Origin of the sequence: Billgrantia saliphila, from assembly GCF_002930105.1 — a bacterium.
Lineage (GTDB): Bacteria > Pseudomonadota > Gammaproteobacteria > Pseudomonadales > Halomonadaceae > Halomonas > Halomonas saliphila.
Window position 1 is genome coordinate 109,823 of sequence record NZ_PJRN01000010.1, and the last position, 21,611, is coordinate 131,433.

Consider the following 21,611-nt stretch of genomic DNA (forward strand, 5'->3'; position numbering starts at 1 on the left):
GAGCTTCGAGCTGCTCGCGGCCCGATGCCCGTAGCTCGGGGCTGGTGTTATGCCGATTCAGTGTAGATTTCGCGACCGATCAGCATCCGGCGGATTTCGCTGGTGCCGGCGCCGATCTCGTAGAGCTTGGCGTCGCGCAGCAGGCGCCCGGTGGGGTACTCGTTGATGTAGCCGTTGCCGCCGAGCAGCTGGATGGCGTCCAGCGCCAGCTGGGTGGCTTTCTCGGCGCAGTACAGGATCACGCCGGCGGCGTCCTTCCTGGAGGTCTGGCCGCGGTCGCAGGCGGCGGCCACGGTGTAGAGGTAGGCGCGGCAGGCGTTCAGCGTGGTGTACATGTCGGCGATCTTGCCCTGCACCAGCTGGAACTCGCCGATGGACTGGTCGAACTGCTTGCGCTCGTGGATGTAGGGCACCACCACGTCCATGGCCGCCTGCATGATGCCGATGGGGCCGGCGGCGAGCACGGTGCGCTCGTAGTCCAGGCCGCTCATCAACACGCGTACGCCCTTGCCTTCCTCGCCCAGCACGTTCTCGGCCGGCACTTCGCAGTCCTGGAACACCAGTTCGCAGGTGTTGGAGCCGCGCATGCCCAGCTTGTCGAGCTTCTGCGCGGTGGTGAAGCCGGGCATGCCCTTCTCGATGATGAAGGCGGTAATGCCCTTGGAGCCGGCGTCCGGATCGGTCTTGGCGTAGACCACCAGCACGTCGGCGTCGGGGCCGTTGGTGATCCACATCTTGTTGCCGTTGAGGATGTAGCGGTCGCCGTCCTGGCGCGCGCGCAGCTTCATGGAGACCACGTCGGAACCGGCGCCCGGCTCGGACATCGCCAGCGCGCCGACATGTTCGCCGCTGATCAGCTTGGGCAGGTACTTGGCTTTCTGCTCGGCACTGGCGTTGATCTTGAGCTGGTTCACGCACAGGTTGGAGTGCGCGCCGTAGGAGAGGCCCACCGAGGCGCTGGCCCGCGAGATCTCCTCCATGGCGATACAGTGCGCCAGGTAGCCCATGCCGCTGCCGCCGTCCTCTTCCGGCACGGTGATGCCGAGCAGGCCCATGTCACCGAACTTCCGCCACAGGTCGTTGGGGAATTCGTTCTTCTCGTCGATCTCGGCGGCGCGCGGGGCGATCTCGTCGCGGGCGAAGGCGTTCACGTGGTCGCGCAGCATGTTGAGTTCGTCATCGAGGCCGAAGTCGAGGGGCTTGTAGGACGTGAACATGGCGGCGGAACTCCCTAATGTCAGTGGTAACCAGCTGTCGGGTTGCGTTGCGGGCACGCAGCGGCGGCTCGCAGTGTATTCAAGATGGTACAAGACTAGGCGAGGTTGACGTTAACGTAAAGTGCACCCTTGGGGCGTTCTACGAATGTCGAAGAGAGCACAGTCCTCATGACTATTGCCAGCATAGTCGGTGAGCCGGTCTGGTGAGAGTCGGTGAGCTAGTGATCGGGACATCCGATTGGATAGCCGCCGAGCTAATGGGTGAGAAGGCAGCGAGCCCTCGGTGTTAGCCGTAGGCTCGCTGCGTCGGCTCTCGATCTAGCCGGCCATCCACTGGATGACATGATGATAGAGCGGGATGCCGACGATGACGTTCAGCGGGAAGGTGAAGCCGAGGGAGGCGAGCATCGCCAAGCCGATGCTGGCCTTGGGAATAGCGGTGCGCATGGCCGCCGGCGCGGCGATGTAGGAGGCGCTGGCGGTAAGCGCCGTGAGGATCAGCACCGAGCCGCTGGGCAGGCCCAGCGTCAGGCCGACCGTCATCCCCACCAGGGAGAGCAGCAGCGGCGCGACCAGGGCGAAGGTGAGCAGGCGCCAGTGGAACCAGGGAATGGGACGCAGTGTTTCCGCCGCGGTCAGGCCCATCTGCAGCAGGAAGAGGGCGAGTACCGCATGGAAGGCGCCCATCAGCAGGTCGGTGACGTTGGCGCCATCCGCGGGGCCGTACATGGCGCCGATCACCGCGCCGCCGGCGAGCAGGATCACGCCGCGGTTGGTCAACGTCTCGTGCCAGATGCCCTGCAGCGCTTCGCTGGAATTCTTGCCGGCATGGCGGCGGTAGAGCGCAATGGCGACCATGATCGCCGGCAGCTCCATCATTACCAGGTAGAGCGTGACCTCGGCGCCGATGGGCAGGGCGCGGCTCTCGGCGAAGGCAAGCGCCACGGCGAAAGTACCGGCACTGACCGAGCCGTAGTGGGCGGCGATACTGGCGCTGTCGGCGGCCGAAAGCCGTACCAATCGCCTGAGGACAGGCATCAAGGCCAGGGGAATCAGTGCACCAATCGCCGCCACTGCGAGCAGCTCCGGCACGATCGACCAGTCGAGGTTGCCGTACAGTGCCATGCCGCCCTTGAGGCCGATGGTCAGCATCAGCAGCAGGCTCAAGGTGTCATAGGCGGCCTTGGGAATGGTCAAGTCGGACTTCACCACGCCGGCCAACAGGCCGAGCAGGAAGAACATCACCACGATATCGGGCATGGGCACTCTCTTGTCGTCATGCGATGGCAGGGTAGCTGCGGATTGTGGAGAGAGTCTAATATTGATTCCAATAAATTCTTATCGCCGTAAGAATCGATGATTCTCTATGGTTTTGTTCGCTGAGGTCACGCCATGAACATTCGTCATCTCACCTTTCGGCTGCTCCAGGTGTTTACCGCCGTAGTGCGCACGGGTTCGGTCAGCGAGGCGGCGCGACAGCTTCACCTGACCCAGCCGACGGTATCGCAGCAGCTCAAGCGCCTGACCGAGGCGGTGGGCGAACCGCTGCTGCACAGCGGCCATGGGCGTCTGACCACCACGGAGGCGGGGCGGGAGCTGTATCGGGCCAGCCGCGAGGTGCTCGGTCGCTTCGACGACTTCGAGGACTATCTCACCGCCCTGCGCGGCGGCGAGCGGGGGCGCTTCAGCATCGCCCTGGTCAACACCGCCCAGTACGTGCTGCCGCGCCTGCTCGGCCCGTACAGCCAGGCCTTTCCGGAGGTCGACGTGACCCTGCACATCGGCAACCGCCGTCAGATGCTGACGCGCTTCGAGCGCCAGGACGACGATCTCTACGTGTTCAGCCATCCGCCTTCGCTGGCCCATGCCCTGGCCGGACGTTTCCTGCGCAATCCGCTGGTGGTGGTGGCGCCGCATACCCATCGTTTCGCCGGGTGCGAGTCGGTCGCCATGGCCGATCTGCTGGACGAGCGTTTCCTGCTGCGCGAACCCGGCTCGGCGACACGCATGCTGTTCGAGAGCTGGCTGCAGGAGCACGGGCTGTCGCTGGGGCCGACCCTGCAGATGGCCAGCAACGAGGCGATTCGCGTGGGCGTGGCGGCGGGCATGGGCCTGGCGGTGCTGTCGGAGCACGTGCTGCCACCCGAGCATCCCGATCTGGTGATCCTGCCGGTGCGCGATTTTCCCATCGAGAGCCACTGGCAGTTCATCGTGCGCCGCGACCGACGCCTGGCGCATGCCGCGTTGGGGTTCCTGCGCTTCGCCGCGGGGCATCTCGACGAGTGCGTGGAGCCCAGGTTCCTGGCCAATGAGCTGCACGCCATGCTGGAGCGATTGGAGGCGGGGGCGGAGTAGCCATGCCGGGCCGAGCCGCTACCGGTCGGGCATGTTGCGTGTCTGCGGCACGCCCGGGAGCCGCCGGCGCAGGGCGGCCTTGCCCATCATATGGGCGCTGACCGGGGCGGTGGCGAACAGGAAGATCGTCACCAGGGCCTCCTGGAACGAGACGCCGCCCTGCTGGTGGCTGAAGTAGATCAGTGAGCCGATCAGGGTGCAGCCGACCCCCAGGGTACTGGCCTTGGTGGGGCCGTGCAGGCGCATGTAGAAATCGGGCAGCTTGGCCAGCCCCCAGGAGCCGATCAGCGCCACCAGGGCGCCGAACAGCAGGAAGGCGGCGACGATGAGCTGCAGGTACCACGGCATGTCGATGCTGGTCATTCGATGACATCCCCCCGTAGCAGGTACTTGCTCATGGCGACGGTGCTGACGAAGCCCATCAGCGCGATCAGCAGGGCCAGCTCGAACAGCACGCCCAGCCCCATCCGGATGTCCGCCAGCACGATCAGCGCGATGCTGTTGATCATCAGGGTATCCAGCGCCAGGATCCGGTCGACGATGTCCGGGCCGACGGCCAGGCGGTAGAGATTGAGCAGGGCGGCAACGGCGAAGAGCGTCATGGCGATCGTGATGACGATGGCGATCATCGGAAGATCTCCTCGAGCGGCTGCTCGTAGCGTTCGCGAATGGTGGCGATGGCTTCGGCCTCGTCCTCCAGGTGCAGGGCGTGCACCAGCAGGGTATTGGCCTTCGCATCGTGGTGGATCGAGACGGTGCCGGGCGTCAGCGAGATGGTGCTGGCCAGGATGGTGATGGCGAAGTCGTCGTCCAGCGCGAGGGGATAGAGAAAGAAGCCAGGCTGCAGGTGCCGGGCGGGGCGCAGGATGCGCAGGGCCACCACCAGGTTGGAGCGCAGGATGTCCACCAGCAGCACCAGCAGGTAGCGCAGCAGCGGCAGGGGACGCCTGATCTTCGCCTCCTCGGCCCAGAAGGCGTGGGTCACGAAGGGAATGGCCACGCCCAGGGCCAGCCCCAGCAGGGCATGGGCCACGCTGAAGTCGTTGACCAGCAATAGCCACAGCAGCGCCAGGAACAGCGAGAACAGTGGATGCGGCAGCCAGAACTGCCGCGAGCGGAACGGCGACGGCGTCATGGTGTGATCTCCTGTGCCGAAGCGCTGGCCTCCGGCAGCACGGCGGCAATATAGGCCTGCGGGTCGAGCAGCTGCTCCGCGGTGAGTTCGAGATAGCCCATCACCGGCTCGCCGAAGGCCGCCAAGAGCCCGTTGAGGCCGACCATGGTGGAGACCAGCGCCAGCGGGCCGCGCTCGAGCGGGTACGGCTTGGCCATGTCGCCGGGGCGCCAGAACCAGCTGCTGCCGGTGCGGCTGACGGCGATCAGGGTCAGCAGCGCGGCGGCCAGTAGCACGCCCCACAGCCACAACCCCTGAGGCTCCTGCGCGCTCGCCTGAAGGATCCATATCTTGCTGACGAAGCCGCTGAACGGAGGCAGGCCCACCATGGCGATGCCCGCAATGAAGAACAGGGACCCCAACAGCCAGCGATGCCCGATGGGGCCGATCGCCGAGAAGCGATCGTAGCCCGCTTCGCGCTGCCGGCCGAGCAGGTCGGCCAGCAGGAAGAAGACGGCGGTCATGCCGGTACTGTGGATCAGGTAGAAGAGCGCGGCGCCCAGCGCCGCCGGGGTGACGAAGCTGATGGTGGCCAGTAGGGTGCCCACCGAGAGGACCACCAGGTAGGCGGTCAGGGTGCGCAGGCTGTTAGAGCCCAGTACCCCGACGCCGCCGAGCGCCAGGGTCAGCAGCGCCAGCGGCCACAGCCAGACCCAGGCGGTCGCGTTGACCGGCGCCTCGCCCAGCGCGAAGACCAGCAGGAAGACCCGCAGGATGGCGTAGATGCCGACCTTGGTCATGATGGCGAAGAGCGCCGCCACCGGCGCGGCGGAGGCCGAGTAGGCGCGGGGGAGCCAGAACAGCAGCGGCAGGATGGCGGCCTTGATGCCGAAAACCACCAGCAGAATCAGGCTGGCGGCGGCGAGCAGCGGCGCATCTTCCGGCGGTGCCTCTGCCACGCGCAAGGCCAGGTCGGCCATGTTGAGGGTGCCGGTAAGACCGTAGAGGGTGCCCAGCGCGATCAGGAACAGCGCGGAGCCTGCCAGATTGATGACCACGTAGTGCAGCCCGGCGCGGCTGCGAGCGCGGCCGCCCCCGTGCAGCAGCAGGGCGTAGGAGGCGATCAGCAGGATCTCGAAGAACACGAAGAGGTTGAACAGGTCGCCGGTCAGGAAGGCGCCGTTGAGACCGGCCAGTTGGAACTGAAAGAGGGCGTGGAAGTGGGGGCCGCGCTTGTCGGTGCCGCTGCTGGCGTAGAGCAGGCAGCAGAACCCCAGCACGGCGGTGAGCGCCAGCATGATGGCCGAGAGCCGATCGAGGACCAGCACGATGCCGAAGGGCGCGGGCCAGTCGCCGGCGTGGTAGAGGTAATGCTCCCCCGTACCGGCCATGGCCAGGCCCCACGCCCCCAGCAGCACCAGGCCCAGGGTGCTGGCGATGCCCACCAGGCGCTGCACGCCGAAGGGCAGCCGATACAGCAACAGCTGGCTCGCCCCGGTAACCAGCGGCAGCAGTATCGGCAGGATGAGGGCGTGGTTCATGTAAGGTCCTCGTCCGGGTTCTCGCCGTCGACGTGGTCGTTGCGCAGCTCCACCGCCGCCTTGAGGGCCAGCACCACCACGAAGGCGGTCATGGCGAAGCCGATGACGATGGCGGTCAGCACCAGGGCCTGGGGCAGCGGGTCCGCCGAGCGTTCGGTGAGGCCGACGATGGCCGGAGCGCCGGCGACCAGGCGGCCCGAGGCGAACAGGTAGAGATTGACGGCATGGGAGAGCAGGGTGAGTCCCAGGATGACCGTGAAGGTGCGCGCCCGCAGCAGCAGGTAGATCCCGCAGGTGGTCAGCACGCCCAGGGTTATCGCATAGAGCAGTTCCATCAGCCGATCTCCTTGCCGGGGCCCGCCACGGTCATCAGCTTGCCGAGGTTGGCCAGTATCAGCAGCGTGGCCCCGACCACGGTGGCGTAGACCCCGAGATCGAAGAGCATGGCGGTGGCCAGCTCGAAGTCGCCGATCAATGGCAAGTGCATGTGGCCGTGGGCCGAGGTGAGGAACGGGTAGCCGAACAGCCAGCTGCCGATGCCGGTGAACACGGCTATCAGGATGCCGGCGCCGATCAGCGGCCGGAAGGCGGTCAGCATGCGCTCCTGGGCCCACACCAGCCCGCCCGCCATGTACTGCAGCGTCAGCGCCACGGCGGTGATCAACCCGGCGATGAAGCCGCCGCCCGGCAGGTTGTGGCCGCGCAGGAAGATATAGGCCGAGACCAGCAGGGCGATCGGCAGCACCAGCCTGGCCACGGTGCCGAGCATGATCGGGTGCGGTTCGGCGACCCAGTGTGCGGGGTTGGTGTCGACCACCCGCTCCTTGAGGTGCAGGTCGCGGGTGAAGGCGAACACCGCCACCGCCGCGATGCCCAGCACGGTGATCTCGCCCAGGGTATCGAAGCCGCGGAAATCCACCAGGATCACGTTGACCACGTTGGTGCCGCCGCCACCGGGCAGGCTGTTGGCGAGGAAGAAGTCGGAGATTGTCCGCTGCGGCCGGGTGAGGATGGCGAAGCTGAAGGCGGCCACGCCGCCGCCCATCAGGCCGGCGATGGCGAGGTCGCGTGCCATCCTCCTGCGCGAGGATTCCCTCGGGGATTGCTGGGGCAGGAAGGAGAGCGCCAGCATCATGATCACCACCGCCATCACCTCCACCATCAGCTGGGTCAGGGCAAGGTCCGGTGCCGAGAAGCGGGCGAAGGCAACGGTGACGAAGAGCCCGGTGACGCCGAGCAGCAACAGGGCTGGCAGCCGAGCGTGATGGAAGACCACCACGCCGATGGCCGCCAGGCAGAGCAGGATGGCGGCCAGCACGGTCAGCGGATCGAGAGGTGCCATCGCTACGCCGCCGTTCCAGCGCGCCACGGCGAGCAGTTCCACGCCGACCAGCACCACGACGGTGACCATGATGAAGGTCAGGTAGCGCTGCTGCGAGCCGTTCTCGAGCTGGAAGACGCGTTGCTGGGAGAGGGCGATGATACGCAGCATGATCCAGTCGAAGATTTCCGTGGCATCCACTTCCGGCAGGCGGGCATGGAGACGGAACAGTGGACCGCGCATCCGGTAGAAGAGCGCGCCGCCCACCAGCGCGACGAGGCTCATGAGCATGGGCAGGGTGCCGCCCAGTGCCGTGAAGTCGTAGGCGGCGAGCTCGGCCTGGCGAGAGGCCAGGAATGCGGGGTGGACCAGTAGCGTGTTGAGCCCTGCCGGCGCCAGGCCCACGTAGAGCGTGGCCAGGGCCAGCAGCGCGATGGGCGTCAGGGCCGCCAGGCGCGGTTCCCTGGGCGGCCAGACGGGCAGGTCGATGGGCCGGCCGTTGAAGTAAACGTTGTGGAAGATGCGAATCGAGTAGGCCACCGAGAACAGCCCGGCCACTGTCACCCAGGCGGGAATAATTACGGTCGCCCAACTGGGCGTCGTTACCAGCAGGCTCTCGCCGAACAGCATCTTCTTGCTCAGGTAGCCGCTCATCAGCGGCAAGCCGGCCATGGCGGCGGCGGGAATCGCCGACAGCACCATCAACACCGGCATGAAGCGCCACATACCGTTGATATGGCGCATGTCGCGGGTGCCGGTGGCGCGGTCGACGTAGCCCGCCATCATGAACAGCGGCGCCTTGAACAGTGCGTGACACACCAGGTGGAAGAGCGCCGCCGCCACTGCCATGGGCGTGCCCAGGCCCAGCAGCAGCATGATCAGCCCCAGGTGAGAGACCGTGGAGTAGGCCAGCAGCCCCTTCATGTCGTGCATGAACATGGCGACGAAGGCGCCCACCATCAGCGTCGCCATGCCGGTTAGCGTGACGAGGTGGAACCACAGTTCGGTCTCCGCCAGGGCCGGATGCAGCCGGGCGAGCAGGAACAGCCCCGCCTTGACCATGGTGGCGCTGTGCAGGTAGGCCGAGACCGGCGTCGGCGCGGTCATGGCGTGGGGCAGCCAGAGGTGGAAGGGAAACTGGGCCGACTTGGTGAAGGCTCCGAGCAGGAGCAGGTTGAGCATCAGGGCGTAGTGATCGTGGGCGCGGATTCGATCGCCGGCCTCGAGTACCACCGAGAGTTCATAGCTGCCGGCGATCTGGCCCAGCAGCACGATGCCGCCCAGCAGCGCCAGCCCGCCGCCGCCGGTGATCACCAGCGTCATTCGCGCGCCCAGCCGGGCTGCCTGACGGCCGCTGTTGAAGCCGATCAGCAGGAAGGAGACCAGGCTGGTCAGCTCCCAAAACACCAGCATGAACAGCAGATTCTCGGCAAGCACGATGCCCAGCATGGCCGCCATGAACAGCAGCACCAGGATGTAGAACCGCGCGGCCGAGGCGTTGCCTTCGAAGTAGTAGCGCGCATAGAGCAGGATCAAACAGCCGATGCCGGTGATCAGCAAGGCGAACAACAGGCTCAGGCCATCGAGGCGCAGCGCCACGTCTAGCCCCAGCGAGGGCAGCCAACTCAGCTTGCGAATGACCGTTTCACCGCCCGAGACCCTAGGCAGCCAGCTCAGCAGCAGAGCGAAACTCGAGACGGCGGGCAGGGCGGCAAGGCACGCGAGCTGCCGAGACGTGCCGCCACGGGGAAAGGCGGGAAGCAACGCGCCCAGCAGGGGCAGCAGAATGACGAGACCAAGTGCCATGCGCTCGTTGGCGGCTTCGTCAGGAAGCGTGCCGGCGACTGGGTCGTACCCAGCCCCGGCCCCGGCCTAGTACGGCTGGATTGCCGGCGAGCAGGTCCAGCATTCCGTTGGCGATTCCTCTCATGTGGACTCCCTGAGCAGATGAAGAGTCTCCATCGCATCGCCGCGGCCTCGACAGAGGTGGGCCTTGTGCCCGCCAGGGAATAAGGTTGCCCGTTGTCGTGACGCGTTGCGCTGCCTGCGGCAAGATGCAGTGATTGGCTTTACTATAGAGGGCCATTCCTGCCCGTACCGTGGCGCCTGTCAACGCTGGGTGAGGTTCGCCCCTTGCCGCGGCATGGAGAGCGTGGACGGCTACAGGTTCGCTTCGATTCCAATCTGGAACGCTAGCGAGTTCACCACCTCGCGCCGGTACTCAACGTACCCCAAGTCGCCATCCTGGGTATCGGTGGGATCGAACCGTGCCCTGTGCCACTATCCAGGGGCTGGCGGGCGGCCCAGTTCATCGGCCTGTCGCTGACGTTCACCATCGTGCCGTCAACGGTGCGCCGGCGGCGGCCTTTCTCGATGCGCTGTGCGAACGCATCGAGACGCTGGCCCCGTGCGCCTTCGGTGAAGAACTCGGCGTGGCGAGTCCTTAGCGAACCTTAGAGCCCTTGAAGAGAGGAATCCTGCCATGACCGCCGTGCCGCCCATCGACGAGAACGGCCTGCAGCGGCTAAGTGTGGAAGCCGGCCTGGCTGCGGAGGAGGCGAGGCTGGAAGCGATCTGCCAGGGCGAGAGCCATGCGGAGCTGTTGGCCTGGACGCCGCTGGATCGGGCCCTGGTGATGCCGCGACGGCACGAGAGAACCGAGGGATTCCCAGCGGCGCGCCAGGCCCTGCGCGAGCGGGGCTGGCCGATCCTGTTCCGCGCCACAGGCGGCACCCCGGTGCCGCAGTGCGCCTCGGTGGTCAACGTGGCGTTGGCGCTGCGCTGTCGGGTGGGCAGCTCCGCGGCCCATCTCGAATGGGGCTACCATCGTCTGGGCGACCCCTGGTGCGACTGGCTGGCTTCGCTCGGGGTCGAGGCGGTCGATCTGGGGGAGGCGCCGGGCGCGTACTGCGACGGCCGCTTCAACGTGCGTATCGGTGGGCGCAAGCTGGTGGGAACGGCCCAGCGCTGGCGCCGGGTACGCGGCTGTCGCGACATGGCGATGCTGGTCCACGGCGCCATGCAGGTGAGCGGCGACCCGGCCGAACTGGTCGAGGTGGTCAACGCTTTCCAGAATGCCATTGGCGATCCCCAGCGTTTCCTGGCCGATAGCCACGTGGCCCTGGCCGACGCCTTGCCCGGGTTGGATATCGAAGCGACCTTGCCCGAGCTGCTGAGGCGACTGGCCAACGCGCCGTGAGGGTGGCATGAGTGACTACACGGATCACCTGCGCGATGTCTTCGAACGGTTCGGCCCGATCACGGCGCGACGGATGTTCGGCGGCTACGGTATCTACCACGATGGCCTGATGTTTGCGCTGGTCGCCGACGAGATGCTCTATCTGAAGGCGGATAACGAGAACGTCGGCGACTTCGTGCAAGAGGGGCTTGGGCCGTTCGAATACGAGAAGGGCGGCAAGTTCGTTCAACTCTCCTACTACCAGGCGCCGGAAGCCGTGTTCGAGGACGACGAGCTGGCCGCGACCTGGGCGCGCCGCTCCTTCGAAGCTGCCTTGCGTGCCCAGGCGGGCAAACGCAGAACGAGAAACTGAGGCTTGATCCCTGCGCACCACGCGTGCCGATGCCATTAAAGTTGTCACGTTACGCCTTGTTCGCGCCGGCCCACCTGCCGCGCCCGCGATCCGGCACCATGCGGCCGAAGTAGAGCAGCCCGAAGGCCAGCCAGGCCACGGTGAGTACCAGGGTCAAACCCAATATGGCGGGTGCGCCGAATTGGGCGATCAGCGGGAGCGAGGCGGCGGTGAACAGGCCGCCGCCGACCACCGGTTCGAACATCAGCTGCTTGTAGCCGAAGCTCTCGAAGGCACCGGAGCGGTTCTTGGGATCGGCCATGCGCATCAGCAGCAGACCGGTGACGGTGACGCCCATCGACTGGCCGAAGTCGCCGATGCCGCGCTCGAACCAGTTTTCGGGAATCACCCGCGGTGCGATCACGATCAGCACGAACAGGCACCAGCCGATGCCCGCCAGCGATAGCAGCAGGAAAGGCAGGAAGTAGGCACCCAGCGCGGTGAGCGACAGCGTCGCCAGGGCGGCGACGATGGTGAAATCGAGGGCGGTGCCGGCGATGCGGGCCATGGTGCGGCTGGAAACGTGTGGCTCGAGGCCGAAGCGGGTGACACAGAGCTGCACGATCACGCCACCGATCATGGCAATGGGAAACAGCGGCACATGAGCGAGAATCTCGATCCCGCCGTCGCTGGCCCAGGTCTGCCGCTCGATCCACTGCAGGGCGTTCAGGATCAGCCAACCGATGCCGATCGCGATCCCCACCAGGCCGATGTGCAGGCTCAATGGGTCGGCCGTATCCTCTTCGAGCGCCAGGTCTTTCTTGAATTCGGCGTAATCCTGGGTCGAGGGCATGTCGCTCTGCTGCTCGTCCGTGCCGGCCAGAGCCGCATGCTGACTCTGTGGCCTTTCCACTTTCTTTTCCAGCTTGATCACGCCGCGGCGAGCCGCCAGGTTGATCATTACCGTGCCGATCAGCACGCCCGACACGATCCCCACCGTGGCCAGGCCCAGGGCCAGGTCGGCGCCCTCCTCGAAGCCGAGGTCGGCAAAGGTGCCGGCCATGCCTGCCGCCGTGCCATGGCCGCCTTCGAAGCCGATCTCGATCAGGGCTCCGGCCATGGGATTCATGCCGAACAGCGGCGCGAGAACGAGGAGCGCCAGTGTCAGACCCACGACGTACTGGCCCCAGGCCATGGTCTGGCCGACGACGACCTGCGGGCCGGCGCGAAACCAGATGGTACGCAGGCCGGGGATGGGGCGGCCGATGAACAGGGCGGCGAAGACCACATTGATCAGCAGGCCGGGCAGGGCCGCCCAGCTATCGTAGGCGAAGGCGGGGAACAGCCCCGCCGGGTCGTCGTAGGGCAAGGTGGCGAACTGGCCCAGGCCCTCGGGACCGAGCAGCAACAGCAACAAGCCGCCGATGACCGAGCTGGGCAGAAACAACTTACGCAGCCGCGAAGATCTTGCGAGCAGGGCATTGCTAGCCAGTAGTGCCAGTGCTATCAACATCAGCGCGACGAACAGCTCGCCTACGGTGATCGCCATGGTCAGCTCCTTCCTTGGATTGCGCTCGGGTATGGCTCGATTCACTTGTCAGGGTAGTTGAAACCCCGTCGTGTTCGATGCGGCTCAGGATAAGGACTTAGGTCGCGACGGTGAGCGCGGCTTCGCGTCGAGGCATTCGCATGCCAGTATTGCGCATGGCTCGATTGCCTAGGATTCCGACATGACCCGACTGTTTCAAAAGCACTACCACCCGGCCGGTACCGCACCGGGCACCTTGCGCGAAGTATCGCTTGAGCAGGTGGCCCTGCACGGTCCGGCGACGTTCTACCTGGCCCGACGCGACGGCGGTCGCTGGGGCGAGATGGACGAGATCGTCGCCGAGGCGATTCCTCACGACTCGGCCGAGGGGCCACTGTGCTGGCTGCATGTGCAGGGCATGCCCACGCCGGAGGAGCTGGAGCTGCTCGGCGAGCGGGTCGGCCTGCATCCGTTGGCCCAGGAAGACATTCTCAACGGCGGCCAGCGGCCCAAGGTGGAACGCTTCGACACGTCGCTGGTGGTGATCATGGGCATCCCGGACATCGACGAGACGGAAGGGCTCAAGCTCTACCAGCTGACACTGTTCATGGGTCTCAACATCGTGGTCAGCGTGATGGCCGAAGGCATGGATCCTTTCACCGAAGTGCGTCGGCGGCTCGAGGAGCGCGGCGGCCGTGCCCTGGGCGAACCCGACGACCTGCTCTACGGGCTGCTCGACACTGCCGTCGATCACGCCTTCCCTGTGCTCGACAGCGTGGGCGAGCGCCTCGAGGAGGTCGAAACGGAAATCCTCGATTGCCCGACAAGCACTACGCTGGAGCGGTTGCACGGGCTGAAGCGGGAATTGATCATGCTGCGCCGATATCTGTGGCCCACCCGCGAGGTGCTCAACCAGCTGCTGCGCGATCATAACGACCTGTTCACGCCCGATACGCGCATGTGGATGCGCGACGTCTACGATCACGCCGTGCAGGTCATGGATCTGGTGGAGAGCTACCGCGAGATGACGGCGAGCCTGCTCGACGTCTATCTCTCCAGCATGAGCCACCGGCTGAACGCCAGCATGCGCACGCTGACCATCATCGCCACCATCTTCATGCCGCTGACGTTCATCGCCGGCGTGTACGGCATGAATTTCTCCCACCCCACCAGCCCCTTCGCCATGCCGGAATTGAGTTGGTACTGGGGTTACCCGATGGTATGGGGCGTGATGATCCTGGTGGCCCTGGGCATGATCTGGATGTTCCGCCGGATGAAATGGTTTTGATCGCTTCGGACTCGCTGCCGTGCGGTCTTGTCAGGGCTCAGTTACCGCGGCTTCGCCGCCGCGAGCCGTCGATTTCGGCGCTGGTGATGGGGCGGAACGTGTCGCCGAACACAGCGTTGAGATCGAAGGTTGAGTGGTGGCCGATGGCATCGAAGTTCTCGGCCAGCCACAGGTCGGCCCAGTTTCGTCCCAGGCGATGGAGGCGCTGGATGAACGGCCACTCCGCATTGAGCTTGCTCGAGGCGCTGAGTTGTTCCGCCTCCTGCTGGGCATGGATCAGATGCAGGCGCATCGAGCGATAACGCTCGACATCGAGGTCCTCGACGTCGATCAGTTGTTGCAGCAGCTGAATGCTGCGCAGCTCCTTGATCAGGCTTGAGTTGAAAGTGATCTCGTTGATGCGGTTGACGATGTCGCGGGCGCTGTCCGGCAGGGTCTGGCGCACGAGCGGGTTGACCTGGACGACCAAAAGGTCCTGGCAACCCATGTCGTCGACCAGTGGGAAGAGGGCGGGGTTGCCGCTGTAACCGCCGTCCCAGTAGGCCTCGCCGTCGATCTCCACGGCGGGGAACATGAACGGCAGGCAGGCCGAGGCCATCACCGTGTCCACCGAGAGCTCCGGTTGGCGGAAGACCTTGGCCCGGCCGGTACGCACGTTGGTGGCGGTCACGTAGATCTTGGCCCGCCGGCAGGCGTTGACCCGCTCGAAATCCACCAGCTCCAGTACTAGGTCCCGCAGCGGGTTGATGCGCAGCGGGTTCAACCTCGCCGGAGAGATGAGCTGAGTGAGACTCTCGTACATCAGATAGCTGGGCGAGTAATCGAGGCTGTCGTTACCCATCAACCAGTCCCAGGGGCTGCGCTGGATCGGCGAGAAGCGGGCGGCGCCGCTGACCGCGCGCCAGAAGGTCCGCAACGCATCGCGCGCGCCAGCGCGGCCGCCGCGGTGCAGGCCATCGGCGAGCACCACGGCATTCATGGCCCCCGCGCTGGTGCCGCTTATGCCATCGATCTCGAGCCGCTCGTCTTCCAGCAGTCGGTCGAGCACGCCCCAGGTCAGGGCGCCGTGCGAACCGCCGCCCTGCAGGGCGAGGTCGATCTTCTTGCAAGCGTCCTTGGCCATTTTGTCTCCTCGATGCGGTCGGTGCTGCGTCGCAGTGTAGGTGCCACATCGCTGACTGTCGTCGTTCTGTCGCTTCAGGGGCCCGCAATGGAAGTGAGCAACGTGTATTGAACTAAAGTCTAAGAAGGTGCAGAATGATGAAAATTCTTTCCACGTTCATTTTCAGGAGGACGGCGCCAGCGCCGTAGCGAAGCCAACATGACGACACTGCGCTTCTCCACCATCTGGGACGTCTCCACCGCTCGCATCCGTGGCGACAAGACGGCTTCCACCGGCGAGCGTTTCCTGACCATCTGGGACCGCCCGGCGCCGCGTCTTGCCAGCGGGGCCAGGCACAATCGTGCGCTGCGCAAGCTGCCCAAGTTCTATATCTGAGCGAACGGCGACGCCAACGAGACGAGAGCGCCCAATGCCGGCCGGCATTGGGCGCTCTTGCGTGTCTACCGCAGACGAGGGGAAACCATTCATCCTGGGCTCAGCACAGCCGTGTACCGAGCAGCAGTAGTGAGGCATCGGCGGTCTGCCAGCCCCACCAGACCAGGGCCAACGCCCCCGCTAACCCCAGCAATGCGGCGAGCTGGGTGAATCGGGAGCGGCTCATGCCTGTGCCTGCTGAGCGGCGGGGCGCTCGATGGGTGTCTCACTGATGAACCAGTGCAGCATGGCCGCCGCCACGGAGAGCAGGATGGCGATTCTCCATACCACGTCGTAGTCGCCGTGCAGGTCGTAGAGCATGCCGCCCAGCCACACGCCGGTGAACGAGCCGACCTGATGGAACAGGAAGACGATGCCGCCGAGCATGGAGAGGTGGCGTACGCCGAAGACCGAAGCCACGATGCCGTTGGTCAGGGGAACCGTGGAGAGCCACAGCAGGCCGATGGCGATGCCGAACAGGTAGGCGCTGGCGGGGCTCAGCGGCAGAAACACGAAGGCCGTGATCACCGCACCGCGAGTCAGGTAGAGCCAGCTGAGCAGGCGAGACTTGGAATAGAGCCCACCCAGCCAGCCCGCGGCATAGGTGCCGAAGATGTTGAACAGCCCGACCAGCGCCAGCGTGGTGCTGCCCACCTGGACGGCAAGCCCGTTGTCGAACAGGTAGCCGGGGAGGTGTACGCCGATGAATACCACCTGGAAGCCGCAGACGAAGAACCCCAGGCACAGCAGCCAGAAGCCACGGTGTCCGGCGGCTTCGTCCAGCGCTTCACGCAACGAGAGGTCTGTCGCCTGTCTCACGGAGGGGCGATCTTTGAGCATGGCGCCGAGCGGCACCATCAGAGCCGCTAGAGTGCCCATGGCCAGCAGTGCGACGGACCAACCGAGCCAGCCGAGCAGCCCCAGGGTACCCGGCAGCATGGCGAACTGACCGAACGAACCCGCTGCGCTGACGATGCCCATGGCCATGCTGCGCTTCTCGGGCGCCACGGCGCGACCCACGGCACCGAGGATCACCGAAAAAGTGGTGCCCGAAAGCCCCAGGCCGATCAGCAGCCCCGCGGAGAGCGACATGCCGAGTGCCGACTCCGATAGTCCCATGAAGACCAGCCCCAGGGTATAGAGCAGACCGCCGGCCACCACTACGCGTGCCGCGCCGAAACGATCGGCCAAGGCGCCGGTGAACGGCTGGGATATCCCCCAAACCAGATTCTGCAGGGCCAGCGCGAAGGCGAACACGCCACGCCCCCAGCCCAGCTCGCTGCTCATCGGCTCCATGAACAGGCCGAAACCGTGACGCAAACCCATGGCCAACGAGATGACCAGGCTGCCCGTCAGGATCAACAGCAGGGAGTGGCGGCGAAGGGCGTCCATGAGATTCCTGTTTGCCGACTAATGAATTCTGCACTATCGCGCGTTCCCTGCCGACTGACTACTGTCTGCTTTTTGCGACTCGCTTGTAGCCGATGCGCCACATGTTGCAAGCGCTATATTCCGTTACAATGAACACTGTTCGCAAACGATGGAGGTAGGCTCATGTCACGGCAATTGATGCTCGCGTTTCTCGTCCTGCTGTCGGCCATCCTGGTGGCCGGTTGCAGCTATCAGCCGGCACGCGTCAAGTCCGAGCCATTGGTCATTTTCGATGACGGGCACGGCGGTCATGGCGGTCACCACGGTCGCGGTTTCTGCCCGCCTGGTCAGGCCAAGAAGGGGCGCTGCTGACCCCGTTCCACCTAGGGAACACGTTTCGAGAGTCCTGCCCCAAGAGGCGATGGCTGTTTGGACGCGTCATGACAGGCGTCGTTGGGCCACAAGGACGCTGAACGGGAACCGAAGGGGACGTCATTCGCTTCCTTGCGAGGTGTATCATGAAAACGTCTCTCCGTTGTTTCACCCTGGCCATTGCCGTGACTGCGCTGGTGCTGAGCGGCTGCAGCTATTCACCGGCGCGTGTCAGGCCCGAGCCGCTGATCGTGGTTGATGGCGATCACCATTATCACGAGGGCAAGCACCGTCATCGGCACTGGCACCACGATCGTGACGATCGCTATCGCGACCACCACTATCGCGACCACCGCCGGTACGACGGCTATCGGTATGACCGCCGCCGATACGACGACCGTCGCCGCGGACGCTTCTGCCCGCCGGGCCATGCCATGAAGGGGCATTGCTGAACCCATTGCCGTTGATCGCGCTTGCCGCCGAATCGGAGCCGGACGGTTTCGTCATGTCGCGGGTCGGAGTAGGGTAGGGATTACTCTGACTGAACGGACCCCAAGAAACCGTCATGGCTCTCCTCGAACTGCGTGCCTCCAACCTGGGGCAGGAGCATGTGGCCCACGCCCATTCGCATCACCAGCTGATCCTGGCGACCTGCGGCACTACCGAACTTGAGATCGAAGGGGTAGGCGATCAGGTGACCGGTGGGCGTGGCTGCCTGATTCCCTGTACGAGCCACCATGAGTACGAAGGCGATGGACGCAATCGCACCCTGGTGCTCGATATTTCCGTGGCGTCGTTGTCGCAGCTGCACGATGGCGACCGCATGCAGCGTCTGTTCGAGAGCCCGCGCTTCTTTGACGTTCCTACCCGCCTCAATCGGCTCGCCGGCACGCTGATGCTTCAGCTGGAACAGTTCCCGGCGCTGCATAGTGAAATCGCCGCTCTCTTGCTGCGCGCGCTCTACCTGCATCTCGAGGATCTTGGTTCCGCTGCGGCGGCACCTCTGCCCCCATCGCGCCTGTACAATGCGCGCATCGACCTCGAGCGGCTCAATGCCTGGCTCGACCGGCATCTCGCCGATGAGATCCGCGTCGACCAGCTGGCGGCGCTGTGCGCCCTGAGCCCGGGTCACTTTCATGCCCTGTTTCGCGAGCTGACCGGCCTCACGCCTTTGGCCTATGTTCAGCAGCGCCGGCTCGAACATGCCCGGGCGCTGGTTCGGCATAGCCGCCTGAGCCTGGGCCATATCGCCAGCCTGGTTGGTTTCCGCGACCAGGGCAGCTTCAGCCGCGCCTATCGGCGCCACTTCGAGATTTCCCCCTCCACGGAGCGTCGTGATCGCTGAGTCTGGGGCAAGAAGACGTGAGTCACGGGCAAGCAGGGCGGCACGCCCCCTTCTAGTCTGATAAGAGAAACCCACAAAACACAATCATAACGAGGTGGATCATGACTCCGAAGCCGCTGACCCGTCTGGCAGCGCTCGCCGCTCTGCCGTTGGCCATCGCCAGCGCCAACGTTCAGGCGCAATCCCATGAAATGGCCATCGCCACGTTGTTGCCCGAAGACATGAGCAACAACGAGGTCTATCCGGCGCTGGTGCACTTCAAGAACCTGGTCGAGACCCGCACCAACGGCGAGGTGGAGGTAGTGATCTTCGGCGGCGGCCAGCTCGGCTCCGAAGTGGAGACCGCCTCCGAAGTGCAGAGCGGGCGCACACTGCAGTCGACCATCATAACCACTGGTGCCATGTCGTCCTTCTACGACGACTACCAGTTGATGACCGCTCCCTTCCTGTTCGACAACTGGCGCCAGGCCTGGGCCTTCTTCGATAGCGAGTGGTTCGCCGATTTCATGTCCGGCACCATCGAGGAAGCCAACATGCGTTACCTGGGCACCTTCGACGATGGTGGCGGCTTCGTGGCGTTCACCAACAACGAGCGCTTGATCGAGACGGTGGAGGACCTGGAAGGGCTCAACATCCGCACCGAGGAGAACCCGGGGCACGTTGCGACCATGAAGGCACTGGGCGCATCGGCTACGCCGCTGCCGTGGGGCGAGCTGATCACAGCGCTGGAGACCGGCCTGGCCGACGGTCAGTTCAATGCGCCGGTGATCAATACGACGTTCAATCTCGACGAGGTGACCGACTACACCACGCTCACCGGCCACGTCTACAACAGCGCCGCCTGGCTGATCAGCGAGGACTGGTTCCAGGAGCTGAGCGAGGAGCAGCAGACCGCCATCGTCACCTCGGCGCGTGAGGCCATCGAGCTTGCCCATGGCATGTCGGGGGCACTGGCCACCGCCAGTTGGGAAGAGTCCTGCGAGCGCTTCGAGGCGTGCTACATCATGCCCTCGGAGGAGCGTGAGCGGATGGCCGAGATCGCGCGCCCGGCGTGGAAGGAGTGGATCGTCGGGGACTTCGGCATCGAGGCCGAGCGGGTGGATGCGTTCCTCGAGGAGGTCGCTCGCGTGGGCGAGGAGGTCGTCGAGTCGGACGTGGCCGCCTACGCCCGCTGACGCACCGGCGTCGATCGCGCCAATAACGTCAACCCTCGTCCGGCGCGGCCGGGCGAGGGTTCCTGCGAGGTCATTCGATGCAACTCCTTCTATCCCTGCGCCGGTTGAGCGATACGGTCAATCAGGTGGCGATCGTGGTCTGCGTGGCTTGCGTGCTGGTCATGTTGGGCATCTCCTTCACGGCATTCATCTACAAGCTGGCCACCGGCAGTTCGCTGAGCTGGACCTACTCGCTGGCAAGGCTTTTCCTGCCCTGGATCGGTTTTCTCTCCATGACCATCTCGCTGCGCTACGGCGAGCACGTGGCAATGACGCTGCTGGTGCGTAGCCTGCCGCGCGCACTGCTGCAGCTTGCCGCCGGCCTGTGCCTGGCGGTGATCGGCCTGTTCGGTGCGCTGCTGCTCTGGTACGGCTGGGACTACTTCCACGGTACCTCCCAGGTCTACATGGTCTCGGATCGAATTCAGATCCCGGGCAAGTTCACCACCATCGTGGTGCCCATCAGCGGCATCATCATTCTGCTTCACCTGGTGCAGGGCTTCGCCCTGCTCGAGCACTTCATCGACGACGAGACGGCCATCGACGAGCTGATCGAGACAGTCGACAGCGAAACCATCGACACGGAGAAGCGCGCATGACACCGGCGATCGCGACCTTCGTCGTCCTGCTGCTGATCGGTGCGCCGGTGGCGGTGGTGATGGCGCTTTCCGGCCTGGCCGGCGGCTACGCCATGGGTGGGGAGCGCATGCTCGGGATCATCGCCGATCGCATGTTCTCCGGCGTTTCGGGGTTTCTGCTCATCGCCGTGCCTTACTTCATCTTCACCGCCGAGTTGATGAACCAGGGCGGGCTGACCCACAAGCTGATCGCCTTCAACAATGCCTTGTTCGGGCGCGTGCGCGGAGCGCTCTCCCACGTCAACGTCTCGGTGTCGGTGTTCTTTGCCGGCCTGACCGGGGCGGCAATCACCGATACCGTGGCGATCGGCAAGATCATGATTCCCGAGATGAAGCGCCAGGGCTACGACGCGGAATACGCGGCGGCGATTACCGCCTGCTCGTCGATCATTGGGCCCATCATTCCGCCCAGCGTGGTGATGGTGGTCTACGCCACGCTGCTGCGCGACATCTCGGTAATCGACCTGTTCGCCGGCGGCATCATTCCCGGTCTGCTGATGGCGCTGGCGCTGCTCGGCGTCAGCTTCTTTCTGGCCTGGAAGCGGGGGTATCCCAAGCAGGCCCCGACGCCCTTCAAGGTGGCGGTGCTATCGTTCCTGGCGGCGCTACCGGCGATGTTCGTGCCGCTGATCATTCTGGGGGGCATTCTCTCGGGGTTGACCACCATCACCGAGGCGTCCGGTTTCGCCGCCGTCTACGCCATCCTGATCGGGGTACTGCTGTACCGTAACCTCAGCTGGCGCAAGATCTGGAACTCGCTGGTGGTGACGGTGCGCTTCTCGGGCGTGGTGTTCTTCCTGCTCGCCACGTCGGCGGTGCTCGGCTGGTTCGTGACGCGCTCGGGGATCGCCCGCGATGCGGCGGGCCTGATCACCACCTTCAGCGATTCTGCCTTCCTGCAACTGATGCTGGTCTGCGTGCTGCTGATCCTGATCGGCACCGTGATGGACGTGCTGCCGGCGCTGGTGGTGGTGGCACCGGTGCTGGTCCCGGCGATGATTCAGCTCGGCTTCGATCCGCTGCACTTTGCCATTCTGATGATCGTGGTGCTCAATATCTCGAATGTGACACCGCCGGTGGGCATGACCCTGATGACGGCGGCACGCATCGCCAACGTGCCCTACGAGCGGGCGATCGTCGCTTCGCTGCCGTTCTACGTCGCGTTCCTGGTGGTCATTGTGCTGCTGGCGGCTTTCCCGGCGCTCTCCACCTGGATTCCCTCACTGCTCGACTGAGGTTC

General features: G+C 65.1%; 24 protein-coding genes. 12 read left to right on the forward strand and 12 right to left on the reverse strand.

What is annotated here, in order from left to right:
• Positions 1–47: 47 nt before the first annotated feature.
• Together CYJ07_RS12810 and CYJ07_RS12815 are read right to left on the reverse strand one after the other, a co-directional pair.
• On the reverse strand, positions 48–1,217 hold the full coding sequence (locus CYJ07_RS12810) for an isovaleryl-CoA dehydrogenase (protein ID WP_104204096.1): 1,170 nt from the start codon (positions 1,215–1,217) through the stop codon (positions 48–50).
• Between the two features lie 318 nt (positions 1,218–1,535).
• Positions 1,536–2,477 carry a sodium-dependent bicarbonate transport family permease gene (locus tag CYJ07_RS12815; RefSeq protein ID WP_104204097.1) on the reverse strand — a complete coding sequence of 314 codons (942 nt, stop codon included), beginning with the start codon at positions 2,475–2,477 and terminating at the stop codon, positions 1,536–1,538.
• 132 nt (positions 2,478–2,609) lie between these two features.
• Here CYJ07_RS12815 and CYJ07_RS12820 point away from each other — a divergent pair, with 132 nt between their 5' ends.
• Positions 2,610–3,572: a LysR family transcriptional regulator gene (locus tag CYJ07_RS12820; RefSeq protein WP_104204098.1), complete on the forward strand. Its 963-nt coding sequence runs from the start codon at positions 2,610–2,612 to the stop codon at positions 3,570–3,572.
• 18 nt (positions 3,573–3,590) lie between these two features.
• Here the strand turns inward: CYJ07_RS12820 and CYJ07_RS12825 are convergent, their stop codons facing one another.
• Genes CYJ07_RS12825 through CYJ07_RS12850 form a run of 6 tightly spaced genes read right to left on the reverse strand, consistent with a single transcriptional unit; the run spans position 3,591 to position 9,354 of the window.
• The gene (locus CYJ07_RS12825) at positions 3,591–3,935 is read right to left on the reverse strand and encodes a Na+/H+ antiporter subunit G (protein WP_231489631.1); all 345 of its coding nucleotides are present in this window, start codon (positions 3,933–3,935) and stop codon (positions 3,591–3,593) included.
• The gene (locus CYJ07_RS12830; RefSeq protein ID WP_104204099.1) at positions 3,932–4,201 is read right to left on the reverse strand and encodes a K+/H+ antiporter subunit F; all 270 of its coding nucleotides are present in this window, start codon (positions 4,199–4,201) and stop codon (positions 3,932–3,934) included. The genes CYJ07_RS12825 and CYJ07_RS12830 overlap by 4 nt, the downstream gene beginning before the upstream one ends.
• Positions 4,198–4,707, reverse strand: coding sequence for a Na+/H+ antiporter subunit E (locus CYJ07_RS12835; protein ID WP_104204100.1), 510 nt, complete (start codon positions 4,705–4,707; stop codon positions 4,198–4,200). The genes CYJ07_RS12830 and CYJ07_RS12835 overlap by 4 nt, the downstream gene beginning before the upstream one ends.
• Entirely contained in the window at positions 4,704–6,227 is a 1,524-nt protein-coding gene (locus tag CYJ07_RS12840) for a monovalent cation/H+ antiporter subunit D (protein WP_104204101.1), read from the reverse strand. Before CYJ07_RS12840 ends, CYJ07_RS12835 begins: the two co-directional genes overlap by 4 nt.
• Positions 6,224–6,562, reverse strand: a complete 339-nt coding sequence (locus tag CYJ07_RS12845; protein ID WP_104204102.1) for a Na+/H+ antiporter subunit C — start codon at positions 6,560–6,562, stop codon at positions 6,224–6,226. Before CYJ07_RS12845 ends, CYJ07_RS12840 begins: the two co-directional genes overlap by 4 nt.
• Entirely contained in the window at positions 6,562–9,354 is a 2,793-nt protein-coding gene (locus CYJ07_RS12850; RefSeq protein ID WP_104204103.1) for a monovalent cation/H+ antiporter subunit A, read from the reverse strand. The genes CYJ07_RS12845 and CYJ07_RS12850 overlap by 1 nt, the downstream gene beginning before the upstream one ends.
• Before the next feature lie 453 nt (positions 9,355–9,807).
• Between CYJ07_RS12850 and CYJ07_RS12855 the strand changes: the two genes are divergently transcribed.
• The 3 genes from CYJ07_RS12855 to CYJ07_RS12865 are packed head-to-tail and all read left to right on the forward strand — an operon-like array spanning position 9,808 to position 11,099.
• Positions 9,808–10,005 (forward strand): hypothetical protein, encoded by a 198-nt coding sequence (locus CYJ07_RS12855; RefSeq protein ID WP_422666963.1) that lies wholly within the window; start codon positions 9,808–9,810, stop codon positions 10,003–10,005.
• 25 nt (positions 10,006–10,030) lie between these two features.
• The gene (locus CYJ07_RS12860; protein ID WP_104204104.1) at positions 10,031–10,747 is read left to right on the forward strand and encodes a lipoate--protein ligase family protein; all 717 of its coding nucleotides are present in this window, start codon (positions 10,031–10,033) and stop codon (positions 10,745–10,747) included.
• A gap of 7 nt (positions 10,748–10,754) precedes the next feature.
• Complete coding sequence (locus tag CYJ07_RS12865) at positions 10,755–11,099, forward strand: TfoX/Sxy family protein (RefSeq protein WP_104204105.1); 345 nt, start codon at positions 10,755–10,757, stop codon at positions 11,097–11,099.
• A 49-nt stretch (positions 11,100–11,148) separates the two neighbouring features.
• Here the strand turns inward: CYJ07_RS12865 and CYJ07_RS12870 are convergent, their stop codons facing one another.
• Positions 11,149–12,627 carry a sodium/glutamate symporter gene (locus CYJ07_RS12870; RefSeq protein ID WP_104204106.1) on the reverse strand — a complete coding sequence of 493 codons (1,479 nt, stop codon included), beginning with the start codon at positions 12,625–12,627 and terminating at the stop codon, positions 11,149–11,151.
• A 181-nt stretch (positions 12,628–12,808) separates the two neighbouring features.
• Here CYJ07_RS12870 and corA point away from each other — a divergent pair, with 181 nt between their 5' ends.
• Complete coding sequence (gene corA / locus CYJ07_RS12875) at positions 12,809–13,894, forward strand: magnesium/cobalt transporter CorA (RefSeq protein WP_104204107.1); 1,086 nt, start codon at positions 12,809–12,811, stop codon at positions 13,892–13,894.
• Positions 13,895–13,931: 37 nt separating this feature from the next.
• Here corA and CYJ07_RS12880 read toward each other — a convergent pair whose 3' ends face one another.
• Complete coding sequence (locus CYJ07_RS12880; protein ID WP_104204108.1) at positions 13,932–15,017, reverse strand: patatin-like phospholipase family protein; 1,086 nt, start codon at positions 15,015–15,017, stop codon at positions 13,932–13,934.
• 198 nt (positions 15,018–15,215) lie between these two features.
• On the opposite strand from CYJ07_RS12880, the gene CYJ07_RS20330 reads away from it, so the two are divergent.
• Positions 15,216–15,392, forward strand: a complete 177-nt coding sequence (locus tag CYJ07_RS20330) for a hypothetical protein (protein ID WP_156085505.1) — start codon at positions 15,216–15,218, stop codon at positions 15,390–15,392.
• Between the two features lie 100 nt (positions 15,393–15,492).
• Here the strand turns inward: CYJ07_RS20330 and CYJ07_RS20755 are convergent, their stop codons facing one another.
• Together CYJ07_RS20755 and CYJ07_RS12885 are read right to left on the reverse strand one after the other, a co-directional pair.
• Positions 15,493–15,618 (reverse strand): hypothetical protein, encoded by a 126-nt coding sequence (locus tag CYJ07_RS20755; protein WP_269320546.1) that lies wholly within the window; start codon positions 15,616–15,618, stop codon positions 15,493–15,495.
• The gene (locus CYJ07_RS12885; RefSeq protein ID WP_104204109.1) at positions 15,615–16,823 is read right to left on the reverse strand and encodes an MFS transporter; all 1,209 of its coding nucleotides are present in this window, start codon (positions 16,821–16,823) and stop codon (positions 15,615–15,617) included. The genes CYJ07_RS20755 and CYJ07_RS12885 overlap by 4 nt, the downstream gene beginning before the upstream one ends.
• A 162-nt stretch (positions 16,824–16,985) precedes the next feature.
• Here CYJ07_RS12885 and CYJ07_RS12890 point away from each other — a divergent pair, with 162 nt between their 5' ends.
• The 6 genes from CYJ07_RS12890 to CYJ07_RS12915 all read left to right on the forward strand — a co-directional run bounded on the left by CYJ07_RS12890 (position 16,986) and on the right by CYJ07_RS12915 (position 21,606).
• The gene (locus CYJ07_RS12890; protein WP_104204110.1) at positions 16,986–17,174 is read left to right on the forward strand and encodes a hypothetical protein; all 189 of its coding nucleotides are present in this window, start codon (positions 16,986–16,988) and stop codon (positions 17,172–17,174) included.
• A gap of 146 nt (positions 17,175–17,320) precedes the next feature.
• Positions 17,321–17,626, forward strand: coding sequence for a YajG family lipoprotein (locus CYJ07_RS12895; protein WP_104204111.1), 306 nt, complete (start codon positions 17,321–17,323; stop codon positions 17,624–17,626).
• Positions 17,627–17,739: 113 nt separating this feature from the next.
• Positions 17,740–18,519, forward strand: coding sequence for an AraC family transcriptional regulator (locus tag CYJ07_RS12900; protein ID WP_104204112.1), 780 nt, complete (start codon positions 17,740–17,742; stop codon positions 18,517–18,519).
• 101 nt (positions 18,520–18,620) lie between these two features.
• Positions 18,621–19,694, forward strand: coding sequence for a TRAP transporter substrate-binding protein DctP (gene dctP, locus CYJ07_RS12905; protein ID WP_104204113.1), 1,074 nt, complete (start codon positions 18,621–18,623; stop codon positions 19,692–19,694).
• Between the two features lie 77 nt (positions 19,695–19,771).
• Complete coding sequence (locus tag CYJ07_RS12910; protein WP_104204114.1) at positions 19,772–20,332, forward strand: TRAP transporter small permease; 561 nt, start codon at positions 19,772–19,774, stop codon at positions 20,330–20,332.
• The gene (locus tag CYJ07_RS12915) at positions 20,329–21,606 is read left to right on the forward strand and encodes a TRAP transporter large permease (RefSeq protein WP_104204115.1); all 1,278 of its coding nucleotides are present in this window, start codon (positions 20,329–20,331) and stop codon (positions 21,604–21,606) included. Before CYJ07_RS12910 ends, CYJ07_RS12915 begins: the two co-directional genes overlap by 4 nt.
• Positions 21,607–21,611 lie beyond the last annotated feature (5 nt).

Excerpts from the sequence above, each read along its gene's own strand:
- CYJ07_RS12880 (WP_104204108.1), bottom strand. The coding sequence starts at position 15,017 with ATGGCCAAGGACGCTTGCAAGAAGATCGACCTCGCCCTGCAGGGCGGC.
- CYJ07_RS12890 (WP_104204110.1), top strand. The coding sequence starts at position 16,986 with ATGTCACGGCAATTGATGCTCGCGTTTCTCGTCCTGCTGTCGGCCATC.
- corA (WP_104204107.1), top strand. The coding sequence starts at position 12,809 with ATGACCCGACTGTTTCAAAAGCACTACCACCCGGCCGGTACCGCACCG.
- CYJ07_RS12860 (WP_104204104.1), top strand. The coding sequence starts at position 10,031 with ATGACCGCCGTGCCGCCCATCGACGAGAACGGCCTGCAGCGGCTAAGT.
- CYJ07_RS12820 (WP_104204098.1), top strand. The coding sequence starts at position 2,610 with ATGAACATTCGTCATCTCACCTTTCGGCTGCTCCAGGTGTTTACCGCC.
- CYJ07_RS12895 (WP_104204111.1), top strand. The coding sequence starts at position 17,321 with ATGAAAACGTCTCTCCGTTGTTTCACCCTGGCCATTGCCGTGACTGCG.
- CYJ07_RS12840 (WP_104204101.1), bottom strand. The coding sequence starts at position 6,227 with ATGAACCACGCCCTCATCCTGCCGATACTGCTGCCGCTGGTTACCGGG.
- CYJ07_RS12865 (WP_104204105.1), top strand. The coding sequence starts at position 10,755 with ATGAGTGACTACACGGATCACCTGCGCGATGTCTTCGAACGGTTCGGC.
- CYJ07_RS12850 (WP_104204103.1), bottom strand. The coding sequence starts at position 9,354 with ATGGCACTTGGTCTCGTCATTCTGCTGCCCCTGCTGGGCGCGTTGCTT.
- dctP (WP_104204113.1), top strand. The coding sequence starts at position 18,621 with ATGACTCCGAAGCCGCTGACCCGTCTGGCAGCGCTCGCCGCTCTGCCG.
- CYJ07_RS20330 (WP_156085505.1), top strand. The coding sequence starts at position 15,216 with ATGACGACACTGCGCTTCTCCACCATCTGGGACGTCTCCACCGCTCGC.
- CYJ07_RS12910 (WP_104204114.1), top strand. The coding sequence starts at position 19,772 with ATGCAACTCCTTCTATCCCTGCGCCGGTTGAGCGATACGGTCAATCAG.
- CYJ07_RS20755 (WP_269320546.1), bottom strand. The coding sequence starts at position 15,618 with ATGAGCCGCTCCCGATTCACCCAGCTCGCCGCATTGCTGGGGTTAGCG.
- CYJ07_RS12885 (WP_104204109.1), bottom strand. The coding sequence starts at position 16,823 with ATGGACGCCCTTCGCCGCCACTCCCTGCTGTTGATCCTGACGGGCAGC.
- CYJ07_RS12830 (WP_104204099.1), bottom strand. The coding sequence starts at position 4,201 with ATGATCGCCATCGTCATCACGATCGCCATGACGCTCTTCGCCGTTGCC.
- CYJ07_RS12915 (WP_104204115.1), top strand. The coding sequence starts at position 20,329 with ATGACACCGGCGATCGCGACCTTCGTCGTCCTGCTGCTGATCGGTGCG.
- CYJ07_RS12870 (WP_104204106.1), bottom strand. The coding sequence starts at position 12,627 with ATGGCGATCACCGTAGGCGAGCTGTTCGTCGCGCTGATGTTGATAGCA.
- CYJ07_RS12835 (WP_104204100.1), bottom strand. The coding sequence starts at position 4,707 with ATGACGCCGTCGCCGTTCCGCTCGCGGCAGTTCTGGCTGCCGCATCCA.
- CYJ07_RS12900 (WP_104204112.1), top strand. The coding sequence starts at position 17,740 with ATGGCTCTCCTCGAACTGCGTGCCTCCAACCTGGGGCAGGAGCATGTG.
- CYJ07_RS12815 (WP_104204097.1), bottom strand. The coding sequence starts at position 2,477 with ATGCCCGATATCGTGGTGATGTTCTTCCTGCTCGGCCTGTTGGCCGGC.
- CYJ07_RS12810 (WP_104204096.1), bottom strand. The coding sequence starts at position 1,217 with ATGTTCACGTCCTACAAGCCCCTCGACTTCGGCCTCGATGACGAACTC.
- CYJ07_RS12845 (WP_104204102.1), bottom strand. The coding sequence starts at position 6,562 with ATGGAACTGCTCTATGCGATAACCCTGGGCGTGCTGACCACCTGCGGG.
- CYJ07_RS12825 (WP_231489631.1), bottom strand. The coding sequence starts at position 3,935 with ATGACCAGCATCGACATGCCGTGGTACCTGCAGCTCATCGTCGCCGCC.